Origin of the sequence: Antarctobacter aquimaris (genome assembly GCF_900184945.1) — a bacterium.
GTDB classification, from domain to species: domain Bacteria; phylum Pseudomonadota; class Alphaproteobacteria; order Rhodobacterales; family Rhodobacteraceae; genus Maliponia; species Maliponia aquimaris.
The window spans coordinates 1-11,277 of record NZ_FXYF01000033.1 but is presented as its reverse complement, the minus strand read 5'-3'; the positions used below and the strand labels follow the sequence as shown (position 1 = coordinate 11,277).

Below are 11,277 nucleotides of genomic sequence, written 5' to 3'. Positions count from 1 at the left end.
TGTAACCGGTCGAAAGGTCCAGGATGTCGTTGCCCGAGGTGGCGCGGATCACGTCGTAGCCGTCGCCGCCGGCGATCACCTCGATGCTGGTCAGGTTGCCCAGGCCGCTGGAGACGTTGAACACGTCGTTGGTCCAGCTGCCCTGCCAGGTGTCGGTGCCCGACCCGCCGTCGATCTGGTCCAGCCCGTCGCCGCTGCCGGAGACCAGGAAGCTGTCGTTGCCCGCGCCGCCGGACAGGGAGTCGCTGCCGCTGTTGCCGCGGATCGTGTCGTTGCCCGCGGTGCCGATGATGGTGTCGTTGCCCGCGCCGCCATCGATTTCCTCGATGCCGGTCAGCGTGTAACCGGTCGACAGGTCCAGGATGTCGTTGCCGGAGGTGGCGCGGATCACGTCGTAGCCGTCGCCGCCGGCGATCACCTCGATGCTGGTCAGGTTGCCCAGGCCGCTGGAGACGTTGAACACGTCACTGGTCCAGCTGCCCTGCCAGGTGTCGGTGCCCGACCCGCCGTCGATCTGGTCCAGCCCGTCGCCGCTGCCGGAGACCAGGAAGCTGTCGTTGCCCGCGCCGCCGGACAGGGAGTCGCTGCCCCCGCCTCCGTAAAAGCTGTCGTGCCCGTCACCACCGCTGAAATTCTCGGCGCTGCCGCTGCCGGTCATGCTGTCGTTGCCAGCGCTCCCCGTGATCGCGAAATACTCGAACTCGGTCGATGCGCCCAGTTGTGCGTTGAAAGTCCCGCTCGCGCTCGCGTCACCAATGACAAATGTCGTCGTGCCGTCACTTATGGACAGTTTGCCGGTTCCCGAGACCATCGTGATCCGAAAGCTGTCCGGCAGTCCGGACAGATCAAGCGCGTGACCGCCTTCGGACTCGACAATCGCGTTCCAAAAGCCGGGATCATTCCAGTTCGATGTGGTGACGGCGTAGGTTGCCATGGATCCTCGCGCTCCTCTGGAGTGCAGAACTTAGGCCTCACTGGTTGAGGTAGTGTTTATTTACAAAGCTCTATCCTTCGTTCCCTTGGCACGCCGCCGCAACGCGCCGGCAGAACCGGAACGGGCTCTCAGGTTGCCGGGCCAGCGGCGGCCGATGGTGCCCCGCCGGTCGGCACAAGAACCCGACCTGCGGAATGGTCCGAGGTCGCAAAGGTGGGCATGTCGAACTGGGCTGGCCTCCGAAACCCGGACACCTTGCCAGGCTCGGGACGTATTAATCAGGCCCCAAGGAGCTGATTCAACGCTCGAAAAGAGAGCAGTGACATAAGAAATCGCTATTGGCTGACGGATGCGCGGATGGCGCGTCGTGAACCCATTTTCCCGAATTCACACGGAAAGCCCAGCGCCCACTGCCCGGCACGGCATTGCGCATTGATGTCCCGAAAGGGATGACCGGCGCGTTCTTGAAGGCGTGATCCTCGTCAGCCGAGGAGGCCGAGGAGGCCGAGGAAGGATGAACGAAGCGAGCAGGCGACCGCCAGGCGTTCGAGTGAGCCTGCGCAAGGACCTGAAGGCCCACCGCACGGCGAGCATCCGATCCGCGTGCACGATGCTCCGGCTGCCGTGGGACGCCACCACCAAAGACGAAACGCGCGCGCCTTACTCCCATTCCATCTGTTGAAAGGCGATCTGGGCGTTGCCGCGGGCGAGGCTGTCAAACTGCTCCAGGTGTGCGAAGGCCGTCTGGTCCACCTCGGGCGCGGCCATGATGTCGCCGCCCGCGTCAATCAGAGCTCCGATCCGGGCGCGCAGGTTCATCAGGTAATCGTAGGTGTCGGCGCGGGCGCGCGGCAGGGTCGTCGGTCCGCCATGGCCCGGGACGACATGCGCGGCCCCCGTGGCCTCGACCGCCAGAAAAGCCGCGGGCCAATACGTGATCGAGCTTTGCTCGCCGACGCCGAGGATCCGCTCGATATAGACGATGTCGCCGGTGAACACGGTGTCCCGCTCCGGCACCCAGACATAGCTGTCGCCCGGCGTGTGCGCCGCGCCCGGATGCACGATCTCGAAGGACAGGCCGCCAACACTCAGCGAAAACCTGTCGGCAAAGGTCACGTCCGCCAGGCTTGGGTCGGTGCCTTCCAGCGCGTCGCCGATCAACTGCGCCAGGACGGTCATCTGCATCGAGCCGCGGGCCTTCTGGTCCGCCACCGCGGCGTCGGACGCGATCACCGTTGCGCCCTGGGCCTGCCAATAGCCATTGCCCAGCCAGCGGTGATCCTGCCCGCCGGTGTTGACGACATGGGTCACGGGCTGGTCCGTCACGCTCCTGATCGCCTCGTGCAGCGCCTGTGCGCCCTGCCACGATCCGCCCGGATCGATCAGCACCGCGCCTGCCTCGGTCACGACCAATCCGAAGGTCGCGTTGTTGGCCAGGTTCTCGGGGCTGCGCTGGGCCTTTTCGCCGACGATGGCCCAGACATCCGCGGTCACGGGCCGGATTTCCAGGACACCGGCGGCAGAGAGGGTCGGAGGGGTCAGGATGACCGCGAGGGCAAGGGATCGGATCATGCGCGCAGCCATCCTTCGAGCTTTGCGGCGTCAGGCAGGCCGCCGGCATGGACGAGCTTGCCGTCGACCGAAAGGCCCGGCGTGGACAGGACGCCCGCCATCGCGATGGATTTCGCATCGGTGACCTTTTCCACATCGACCGCGATGCCCAGCCTTGCCGCGGCGTCCTTGACCATGGCTTCCGTGGCCTCGCAGCGCTTGCAGCCGGGGCCGTAGACCTTGACGGTTTTCATGGGTGTTTCCTTTCGGGGTTTCGCGTCGGCCCGCCGGGTCGATCACAGGAGGGCGTTGAACAGAAAGCCGGTGGCGAGGATGCCCGCAGTGACGACGGCAAGGAAAATCGCGATCAGGCGCAGGGTCAGCACCTGTTTCAGGATGATCATCTCGGGCAGGCTCAGCGCGATCACCGACATCATGAAGGCCAGCGTCGTGCCCAGCGCCGCCCCCTTGCCCAGCAGCGCCTCGACGATGGGGATGACCCCGGCCGCGTTGGTGTACATCGGCACGCCCACGACCACCGCCGCCGGAACCGACCACCAGGCCTCGCCGCCCATGATCCGCAGCATCATCTCCTCGGGGACATAGCCGTGGATGGCCGCACCGAAGCCGATGCCGACCAGCACCCAGATCCAGACCTTGCCGACGATCTCGCGCACCTGTTCGACGCCGGTCTTCAGCCGGTCCACCATCGTCAGCCGCTGATCGGGCAGATCGCCCACGGGCCCGGCGTTCAGTTCGCGCACCCAGTCCTGAAGATACCGCTCCAGCCCCATCCGGCCGAGGACGACGCCGGCGACCGTGGCGAGGGTGAAACCGAAGACAAGATAGATCGTGGCGATCTGCCAGCCGACCAGCCCGTAGAGCAGCCCCAGGCCCACCGGTCCCACCATCGGCCCGGCGATCAGGAAGGAAAACGTCACGCCCAGCGGGATCCCCGCCGAGACAAAGCCGATGAACAGCGGCACCGAAGAGCATGAACAGAACGGCGTCAGCACGCCCAGAAGCGAGGCCAGCGGATAGCCCCAGATCTCACGCTTTCCCGCCAGGATCGCGCGGGTCTTTTCCGGGCTGAACCAGCTGCGCAACACACCGGTGACAAAGACGATCCCGGTCAGCAGAAGCAGCACCTTGGGCACGTCATAGATGAAAAAGGCGATCGCCTCGCCGGTGTGGCCGTCGCGTGCGACCGGAAAGAGCGCCGTCGCCCACTCGGAAAACGGGATCAACTGCCCGTAGATCAGCCACCACAGGACGGCGACAAGGGGCACGCCGGCATACCACGCCCAGTCGGGGATGCTGCGCGGCGCGTGCGGCTCGTGGGTTTCGATGGTCATGCGACCTTCCTTTGCGATGCGTCTTCCGCCGCCAGAACCGCGTCGACAACCGCGGTGAACTCCGGCGAAAGCTCGGGATTGCGGCGATAGCGCACCCATTGTGCGTCGCGCCTGTCGAGGACGAGTCCCGCCTCGCGCAGCACCTTCATGTGCCGGGACATCCGGCTTTGCGTCGCGTCGAGGCGCGCCATCAGCTCGCAGACACAATGCTCGGTCCCGTCCCAAAGGATGGAAAGCGCGGCGCGGCGGGTCGGGTCGCAAATGGCGGTGAGAATCTCCTGCATGGGCCATACATATGCGCGTGTTCGCATATGCGCGTTGATCCATATCAACAGCGATGCGGTCCTTGGCGCCTTGGCATTGGTTGGGCAGTTGCGTTGAAATCGGACCTCGTCCGGCGCGTCAGCGCAATTGATCCGGGCCGACGCCCGTCCCCCCTGCGCTCCGGCGGCGTCGCAACAGCCGCCATGTCCGCAGGTCGGCGATGGCCTTTCCGGTGGCCGCAAGGGCAAAGGCGCATAGCAGCACCTTCGACACCTGGCCCATGGTGCCGTCGATCTGCACCGCGTGCACCACGGTGCTGACAACGACGACCGAGACAAGCGCCGTATGGCCCAGGCGCCATGTGCGCGGGTGCAATCGCCCGCGCAGCGCGGCGACAAGGGCCGCGGCAAAGGTCGCCCACATGGCGACCACGCCCCAGGCGGAAAACGGCGTTGCCGACTCGAAAAGCAGCGCATCCACCACGTCGGGCGGGCTGGTGATCCACAGCCCCCCGACATGTACGAGCACGGCCAGCACCAGCCCAGCGCCGACCCAGAGATGCACACGCCGTCCGCGCGGTGCGGGTAGCCCGGGCAGCGCCCCGGCCGCCAAAAGCGGCTGGACAAGCAGCAGCGCCAGCCCGATCACTCCGGCGAACCCGGCAGCGATGTAGACCGGCTGGCGCCACGCCAGCAGCGGGCTGGTCGCCGCCACGGCCAGCGGCATCGCGATGGTGGTCACCAGCACCAGCCAGACAAGGGTCGGTCCGGCAAACCGCACCGGGTTCAGGCCGGTTTCAGCACAAAATGCGCGCTGAGCGTGGTGTCCCTGGGGCTGGACATGACCGGGCGCAGGAAGACCGTTTCGAACTCGCCGCTGTCATAGGCCAGATGCCCGTGCGCCTGCCCGAAAGCGGGCACGATCTGCGGCATCTCCAGCCGGAATTCACCGTTGGCGTCGGTCAGCGTCGCGCCATGGCTGTGCCAGTCGCGCTCGTGCCCCTCGGTGGTATGCGCCCAGACCTGGATGCGCTGGCCCGGCAAGGGGGCACCATCGCCCGCGCGCCGCACGGTGCCGGTCATCCAGAACCCGCCGCCGCCGATCCGCTCGACGACTGGGGCGCCGGGGCGGTAGTTGTTGGCCCCGCCGCGCATGGACGGGGTCGGGGCGACGCCTTGCGCCCGCGCAGGCACTGAGAGCCCCGAGGCCGCGACAAGCGCCGCGGACCCCGCGGCGGCCAGAAGAACGCGGCGTGTCGGATGGATCAGTTTCATGGCTGTTCCTCAGCTGTGTTCCCCTTGAAAATAGCAGAAGTCGCCGTCGCGTGTAGCAAGATCGGATTGACAACCGCGTGAACGGATGGATGCCCCGGGGACTACCGCGCCTCCGACGCGCTGCCCGGTCGCCCCGCGTCCGGCCAGCTGTCTTTGGGCTGCTTGCTCAGTTGCATCGCGCGTCCGCGCCTTGGCGGATGTTGATCCAGGGGTGTCAGTTCGCGTCGTCCACCTCCGGGTATTCCAGCCGGTAATGGCTGCACCGGCTTTCGGTGCGGAACAGCGAAGCGCGCAGTTTCATCTCGGCGCTCACGATCATGTTGCGGGTTTCCCAGGCCAGCTGCGGCTCATGCATGTTGGCGGCGCGCAGCATCGGCGCGTGATGGTCGCACAGGTCTTCGACATAGGTCAGCGCCGCCTGCATCATCGTGGCCTTCTTGATGTAGAGAACGAACTTCGGGATCATCACGCCTTGCAGCGTTTGCATGACTCAGGCCGGGGCATAACCCGCCTCGCGCCGCAGGGGAGAGAGGATTTCGTTGATGATCCGGGTCAGCCGCGCGTCGGGGATAGTCAGAGTATCCACGCCTGCCGCATAGACCGTCGCCGCCTCGCCGGCAATGGCTCCCAGCACGGCGGAGCCCGCCAGCGACGACCCGATCTGCGTGTAGATCCCGCCCGCCATGTGGCTGCCAAGAGCAGCGGTCGTTGCAGGGCACCAGCCCTTCGGATTTGTGGATCGCCATCCCGGCAGAGCCGCCGCCGACATTGGCCCCGGGCGAAAAGCCCGGGGGCGGGCCGTCGGGCGCGCCGCCCTTGCCGGAACCGGGCGGCGAACCATCGCCACCGGGCCCGTCAAAGCTGCGCCGGAACTCCCCCGGCACAAAGGGTCCGCCAGCGACCTCTGCCCCCTCGGCATCCGGCGGGCTGCCGGGGCCTCCCGCGACAGGGTTGCCCAGCCGGTAGACGCGGTAGTTCAGGTCGACGACCAGATCGTGATGCACTTCGACGCCGTTGGTGAATGGCACCCGTTCGAACATGTCGCCCCAGCCGCCGTAGGCGGCGCCCAATCTGCCGGGTCAGCGCCAGAACTGCCGCGCCCGTGCCGCCGACCAGCAGCAGCGCCGTGACGACCCTCACGGGCTGCGTCCAGGCGTCGAACTCCATCAGCACGACCGAGTGGAAGACGAGCACGAGATAGGCGACAGCGATCAGGGTATGGGTCTTGGCGAACAGACGGTAGAGAATGCGCCGGATGAGCGCCAACGCGATCAACAGAACCGCGAGGTAGAACGCCTTTTCGCCCAGCCCCTCTGCCGGGCCGCGCGGGCTGCGCAGGACCGACTCGATGGTCAGGACATCTGCGACCTCACCACTGACCGGGCGCGGTCCGCGTTCAGGTGCCGCCATCAGACCCAGCGCTGTCGCCCATTTCGGCGCGTTCACCACACCCCAGTGTGCCAGCGCCGCCACCAAAGCCGCGATGCCCAGCCACTTGTGCAGGCGGTAGGATTTGTCGAACCCGTCCAGCCGTGCGGTCCACCCGGGGCGACCGCACGGCGAGGACCATGGCGATGCTCATCGCGCCGATGGCCAGCACGCCGGAATACTGCACCACGAGGTCGCGCAGGGCGATGACCGTAAAGGCGTCAGGCAGCGGCAGGTTGGCCGCGACCCACAGCAGCCTGAGGCCCAGCAGCACGGCCCCGTGGGTGATCCCTGTCGATTTCATCGTTCCGCTCTTCACGCGGGCGGTGCAGCGCGACGGCCCACAGGCCATCGCCCGGCGCATCACCCGTCTAGCGCATGCAGCGCACAAGGTTGTCGGACCGGTTGTAGTCGCAGGCGTTGACCGAACAGGTGGTGTCCTCTGTCATCTCCTGGCCGATGACCGTCTTGATGGACGACCGCTGCGCGCCGGCGCCATGCCAGTCGGTGTATTCGGTCTGATCACCCGCCTTGCTGAGCGCCTTGCCGAAGGCGATGACATTGGCGTAATTCTTCCAGTCGCCGAAGGTCGTGCTGGTCCAGAAATCCAGCGTCTCGGAGTCCCTGGTGATGACAAAAACCGTCTCGTCGATCGCCGGAAACCCGGTGCGGCTGTAGTCGACGATGCTTTGCAGCGCCTTGGAGTCGGGCAGGATCCAGTCGTCGTAGCCGCCAAGCTCCAGCGCCTCGCAATAGGCCAGCGCCTCTTGCCACTCGCGGCGCGTGCCGTCGTCGGCCTGCTGCCACATCAGGCCCGTGGCGGCGTCGGTCACCGTGCCATCACCGTTGTCGACAAAGGCGTTGACGCCGTAGACGTCCTCGGCGCCGCTGACGCAGCGCACGTAGTTGCCGGGCGTCTTGCCATCGGAGGGGCCGTTGGGCAGCCCGCTGACAGCCGGCGCGCCGGTGTAAAAGTCACGCCCGGTGCCATAGGCCTTGATATGACCGTCGGCAAAGTTGAAACCGAAGGCCGCCTGGTTGCGGCCGTTCTGGACCGGTCCCTTGATGTAGAGCGTGGAACTCCAGTACTGGCCGGCAAAGGCCATCCGCCCCTCGGGATAGAAGAAATCGAACACGCCGGTGTCGATATAGGGGGTCGGCGTGCCCTCTTCCGGCCTCAGCAGTTCGCCGCGATTGTCGGCCAGCGAATACAACTCCTTGATCGACGGGACGCGCCAGTCGATCCGCCCACCAAGATCCAGCGCCTCGCAGTAGGCCAGCGCATCGGCGTATTGAAGCCGGTCGTTCGGCGGAGTCTTCTGCCAGACAAGTCCGGTGTTGTCGTCGGTCACGATGCCGTCGCCGGTGTCGGAATAGGACGCGGGCAGGCGGCCGTATTGCGCATCCTGACCGTGCAGCGCCTCGCCCGGGGCAGGACAGGCAATGACCTCTCCGACGGTGTCAAAGCACCGGTCCTGCATGGTGTCGACGACAGGATAGCTCAGGCCCTGCGCCTGGCCGGGTTGCGCCGTGACCATCAGCGGACAAAGGAGAAAGGCCGCGTAACGCACGGCGGCGGGTTTGAGACAGGACGGCATGGTGTTTCCCTTTCGGTTCGGGCTCAGGCCCAGGGCGGGGCGGCCAGCAGGAAATGGGTGAGGATCGCATCGGCGGCGTAAAAACCCCAATGCAGCGAATGGGCCCAGCGAAAGCCGCTGCGCAGGTGCAGGTAAAGATACGGCAAAAGCGCGCCAAAAAAGGTGGCGGCCAGGGTGAACCGGGCGACGTAGAGCGAGGTAAAGCCATCAAGGGCAAGGCCGAGGTGAAACAGCCCGAAGGCCGCCGCCATGCCGACACTCAACACGGCTATCCCGAGCCCCGCACGCACCCCCGTGAAGATCAGCGCCGCGGCCAGCACCTGCTGGAACAGGATGTCGGCCGATTTCGGCAGGTAGTACCAGGCCGATGCAAACATGAACTCAGGCGGGTTCGCTGGCGCGCGGACCTCGGACACCTTGGGCAGCAGCGGCAGGACATAGACCACGATCATCGCAAAGCCGGCGAGGACCGGCAACAAGGCCAGCCCCTCGCACGCCACGCGGTCGCGGGTCAGCACCTCGGCAAAGAGCGGCCGGAACAGCCAGGCAGCCAGCGCCGCCCAGCCCAGGTAATAGACCGTGAACAGCATCGGGGCACCGTCATAGCCGCGTTCCAGCCCCAGCGCCTCGACCAGGGCGTAGTAGGCCTGGCTCGACACCACCCAGAGCACCGCCACGATCAGCAGCGTCCAGGCGATCTGGCGCGATGCGCCGGAGGTTCGGCCGCGCATCGGCGTCGGCCCGTTCTCGGATGTCGATGTCATCCTGATGCGCCTCTTCTGCCGCCCTGGAGCCACGTCAGCCGTTGCCGGCCTGCGCGGGAAAGCAGATCAGCGCATTGTCGCGCCCCTGCGGCGGCTGGCGACAGCTCCCGGTGATCTCTGCCCCATCAAGCGGAAAGGCGCAGGCATCGGTCTCGGACAGCGCGGCACAGGCCTCGAAGGCTTCGCGCGGCGGCGGGCCGCCGTGCGGGCCACCCTGGGGCGGCGGCGCGGATTGCGCGACCTCGACAGGCGAGGCGATCTGGCTCTCGCCCGCCGTCCAGACAGCTGCCGAGGCGAGCACCCCCATCACGGCCAGGGATGCATAATAAAGGATACGCGGGTTCATTCGGAAACACTCCGAGTTCGAGGATGCACATGGCTCAGGGCCGCGGCGGGCGACGGCTGGCGTCGCAGACCGTCTCCCCTTCAACGAGGACGCAGCCGGTTTCCGCCGAAAGACAGCCAAGATTCTGGTTCGAGCCGGCAGCTCCCGCGTGATAGTGGTAGGACAGCCCGTCCACTGCGTGCCCGTAGCAGGCATCCAGCCCTTCGGGATCGGTCCCGTCGGCAAGCCTGTGGGCAAAGATCGCGGCGCCGTCCATCGCGATGCCGATCTGGCCGCCATGGGCGGTGACCGCCTCGGCGGAGGCGCCCTCCAGGGTCGTCGCGGTGCCGGTCAGGCAATCGGTGACAGCGTGGTAGTGATAGCCCACATGCGTGTTGATATGACCGCCACAATCGTCGAAGGCCGCGATGGTATAGGCGGCGAGGATCGCATCCAGCGGCGCCGGGCCGTCGATCCGCACACCGTTCAAGGCCACGCCCGCGCCCGTCCGGTTGGCGGGTGCCGGGCGATCGACCGGATAGCGGTCCAGCGGCAGGACATAGGTCAGCGTGGCGCCCTCGGGCAGGTATTCCGGCAGGCATTGGACACAGTAATTGTGATAGGCCGGGTCGACGTCCGGACGCGCCGCGGCCTCGCAGGCCTCCAGCGTGCCGGTAAAGCGCACGTCGCCTGTTTCGGGATCGTAGAGTTGCCACTTCGTGTCGCCGTAGACCTCGGCCAGCGAAGTGATGAAGTCCCCGTCCACGTCCACCGTCTTGCCGTCGAGGAACCAGAGGCCGCCGGCCTCGGGACCATCGGTGATGTGGGTCGGGCACCAGGGGCCAAGCGTGTCGCCTTGGGGCGCCTGGCGTACCGTGATCGAGAAACAGGTGGTGTCCGTCCCGCCCGAAAGCGTGCAATCCACGAGATCGGGACCCGCCACCAGCTGCGCCGACGCAAAGAAATCCGCGATCCGGGCAAGCCGCACCTCTTCGGTTTGCGCAGCCGCTGGCCCAGCGGCCCCAAGTACGGCAAGAAGGAACACTACCCCGCGATCGGGTCGATGGGTCAGCAGCATGTCAGCCTCCAATACGGAACAGGGCGATGGTGTTTGAGTCTTGTACCACGCATTCAATTAGGATACTAACTATTAGTATGCAAGCAGATCAGCACCGTTTTCACGGACTCACGCACAGCGCCGATCTCGTCGAGGCAGACCTTCGCCGCCGGCTGGCGCCGCTTGGCCTGCAACACCGGCAGGCCCGTGTCATCGAGGCGATGGCCCGGTTGGGCCCCGTGTCCCAGGCCGATCTTGCCGCTGAATTCGGGATCACCCCGGCCAGCATGAGCACGATGACCGACCGCCTGTTGGCCGCGGGCTACATCTCGCGCGCGCCCGATCCGGCGTCACGGCGCCAGAACGTGCTGGACCTGACGGAAAAGGGGCGCGCCATGCTTGCCGGAATCGAGGCGGCCTGGGCCGAGGTCGACGCCGCCATCGAAACGGTGCTTGGCGACGATGCGGACAGGTTCTTCGACCTGGCCCGCCGCTTGCGCAACGGCCTTGGCGGCGCGGTGCCGGGTGCGCGCGGCCAGCGGGCAAGGTCCGCGGCGAACCGATGACGCCGCGGCCCCCCGGTCCAGCGCTCCGGCGCAAGCCCGACCGTGCCCGGCCCTTGACCTCTGCTGATGGCATGTGATCGTCGTGGACATCGTCATCACGACCACGATCATTGCGTCGCTGTTCCTGGTCATCGGGGTTGCCGAGCCTTTGGCGGCGCGGT

16 protein-coding genes are annotated in these 11,277 nt (G+C 66.6%); 1 reads left to right on the top strand and 15 read right to left on the bottom strand.

The window, feature by feature from the left end:
• From MAA8898_RS25400 to MAA8898_RS25340, 15 genes are all read right to left on the bottom strand, one after another.
• The coding region (locus tag MAA8898_RS25400) for a calcium-binding protein (RefSeq protein WP_141194960.1) at positions 1-934 on the bottom strand (934 nt) is incomplete at its 3' end.
• Positions 935-1,594: 660 nt separating this feature from the next.
• Positions 1,595-2,506 (bottom strand): MBL fold metallo-hydrolase, encoded by a 912-nt coding sequence (locus tag MAA8898_RS25395; RefSeq protein ID WP_176445329.1) that lies wholly within the window; start codon positions 2,504-2,506, stop codon positions 1,595-1,597.
• Positions 2,503-2,739, bottom strand: coding sequence for a thioredoxin family protein (locus MAA8898_RS25390; protein WP_094023810.1), 237 nt, complete (start codon positions 2,737-2,739; stop codon positions 2,503-2,505). The genes MAA8898_RS25395 and MAA8898_RS25390 overlap by 4 nt, the downstream gene beginning before the upstream one ends.
• Positions 2,740-2,781: 42 nt before the next feature.
• Entirely contained in the window at positions 2,782-3,840 is a 1,059-nt protein-coding gene (locus MAA8898_RS25385) for a permease (protein ID WP_094023809.1), read from the bottom strand.
• Positions 3,837-4,124, bottom strand: coding sequence for an ArsR/SmtB family transcription factor (locus MAA8898_RS25380; RefSeq protein ID WP_094023814.1), 288 nt, complete (start codon positions 4,122-4,124; stop codon positions 3,837-3,839). Before MAA8898_RS25380 ends, MAA8898_RS25385 begins: the two co-directional genes overlap by 4 nt.
• A gap of 118 nt (positions 4,125-4,242) precedes the next feature.
• On the bottom strand, positions 4,243-4,830 hold the full coding sequence (locus tag MAA8898_RS25375) for a ferric reductase-like transmembrane domain-containing protein (protein ID WP_094023813.1): 588 nt from the start codon (positions 4,828-4,830) through the stop codon (positions 4,243-4,245).
• Positions 4,831-4,889: 59 nt separating this feature from the next.
• Entirely contained in the window at positions 4,890-5,378 is a 489-nt protein-coding gene (locus tag MAA8898_RS25370) for a peptidase associated/transthyretin-like domain-containing protein (RefSeq protein WP_094023808.1), read from the bottom strand.
• 214 nt (positions 5,379-5,592) lie between these two features.
• Positions 5,593-5,865, bottom strand: a complete 273-nt coding sequence (locus tag MAA8898_RS26635; RefSeq protein WP_217900544.1) for an FAD-binding protein — start codon at positions 5,863-5,865, stop codon at positions 5,593-5,595.
• A 3-nt stretch (positions 5,866-5,868) separates the two neighbouring features.
• On the bottom strand, positions 5,869-6,063 hold the full coding sequence (locus tag MAA8898_RS26630) for a hypothetical protein (protein WP_217900543.1): 195 nt from the start codon (positions 6,061-6,063) through the stop codon (positions 5,869-5,871).
• A gap of 170 nt (positions 6,064-6,233) precedes the next feature.
• Positions 6,234-6,869: a ferric reductase-like transmembrane domain-containing protein gene (locus MAA8898_RS27350; protein ID WP_370738643.1), complete on the bottom strand. Its 636-nt coding sequence runs from the start codon at positions 6,867-6,869 to the stop codon at positions 6,234-6,236.
• Positions 6,775-7,110: a hypothetical protein gene (locus MAA8898_RS27010; RefSeq protein WP_245853645.1), complete on the bottom strand. Its 336-nt coding sequence runs from the start codon at positions 7,108-7,110 to the stop codon at positions 6,775-6,777. Before MAA8898_RS27010 ends, MAA8898_RS27350 begins: the two co-directional genes overlap by 95 nt.
• Before the next feature lie 67 nt (positions 7,111-7,177).
• On the bottom strand, positions 7,178-8,404 hold the full coding sequence (locus MAA8898_RS25355; protein WP_094023806.1) for an Lcl C-terminal domain-containing protein: 1,227 nt from the start codon (positions 8,402-8,404) through the stop codon (positions 7,178-7,180).
• A gap of 23 nt (positions 8,405-8,427) precedes the next feature.
• Positions 8,428-9,168 (bottom strand): hypothetical protein, encoded by a 741-nt coding sequence (locus MAA8898_RS25350; protein WP_094023805.1) that lies wholly within the window; start codon positions 9,166-9,168, stop codon positions 8,428-8,430.
• 34 nt (positions 9,169-9,202) lie between these two features.
• Positions 9,203-9,514, bottom strand: coding sequence for a hypothetical protein (locus tag MAA8898_RS25345; protein WP_094023804.1), 312 nt, complete (start codon positions 9,512-9,514; stop codon positions 9,203-9,205).
• A 34-nt stretch (positions 9,515-9,548) separates the two neighbouring features.
• Positions 9,549-10,571, bottom strand: a complete 1,023-nt coding sequence (locus MAA8898_RS25340) for a YHYH protein (RefSeq protein ID WP_094023812.1) — start codon at positions 10,569-10,571, stop codon at positions 9,549-9,551.
• Positions 10,572-10,648: 77 nt separating this feature from the next.
• On the opposite strand from MAA8898_RS25340, the gene MAA8898_RS25335 reads away from it, so the two are divergent.
• Complete coding sequence (locus tag MAA8898_RS25335; RefSeq protein WP_176445328.1) at positions 10,649-11,116, top strand: MarR family winged helix-turn-helix transcriptional regulator; 468 nt, start codon at positions 10,649-10,651, stop codon at positions 11,114-11,116.
• The last annotated feature ends 161 nt before the right edge of the window (positions 11,117-11,277 follow it).

Coding starts and splice junctions, on each gene's coding strand:
- MAA8898_RS25395 (WP_176445329.1), bottom strand. CDS start 2,506: ATGATCCGATCCCTTGCCCTCGCGGTCATCCTGACCCCTCCGACCCTC.
- MAA8898_RS25390 (WP_094023810.1), bottom strand. CDS start 2,739: ATGAAAACCGTCAAGGTCTACGGCCCCGGCTGCAAGCGCTGCGAGGCC.
- MAA8898_RS25385 (WP_094023809.1), bottom strand. CDS start 3,840: ATGACCATCGAAACCCACGAGCCGCACGCGCCGCGCAGCATCCCCGAC.
- MAA8898_RS25380 (WP_094023814.1), bottom strand. CDS start 4,124: ATGCAGGAGATTCTCACCGCCATTTGCGACCCGACCCGCCGCGCCGCG.
- MAA8898_RS25375 (WP_094023813.1), bottom strand. CDS start 4,830: ATGCCGCTGGCCGTGGCGGCGACCAGCCCGCTGCTGGCGTGGCGCCAG.
- MAA8898_RS25370 (WP_094023808.1), bottom strand. CDS start 5,378: ATGAAACTGATCCATCCGACACGCCGCGTTCTTCTGGCCGCCGCGGGG.
- MAA8898_RS26635 (WP_217900544.1), bottom strand. CDS start 5,865: ATGCAAACGCTGCAAGGCGTGATGATCCCGAAGTTCGTTCTCTACATC.
- MAA8898_RS26630 (WP_217900543.1), bottom strand. CDS start 6,063: ATGGCGGGCGGGATCTACACGCAGATCGGGTCGTCGCTGGCGGGCTCC.
- MAA8898_RS27010 (WP_245853645.1), bottom strand. CDS start 7,110: ATGAAATCGACAGGGATCACCCACGGGGCCGTGCTGCTGGGCCTCAGG.
- MAA8898_RS25355 (WP_094023806.1), bottom strand. CDS start 8,404: ATGCCGTCCTGTCTCAAACCCGCCGCCGTGCGTTACGCGGCCTTTCTC.
- MAA8898_RS25350 (WP_094023805.1), bottom strand. CDS start 9,168: ATGACATCGACATCCGAGAACGGGCCGACGCCGATGCGCGGCCGAACC.
- MAA8898_RS25345 (WP_094023804.1), bottom strand. CDS start 9,514: ATGAACCCGCGTATCCTTTATTATGCATCCCTGGCCGTGATGGGGGTG.
- MAA8898_RS25340 (WP_094023812.1), bottom strand. CDS start 10,571: ATGCTGCTGACCCATCGACCCGATCGCGGGGTAGTGTTCCTTCTTGCC.
- MAA8898_RS25335 (WP_176445328.1), top strand. CDS start 10,649: ATGCAAGCAGATCAGCACCGTTTTCACGGACTCACGCACAGCGCCGAT.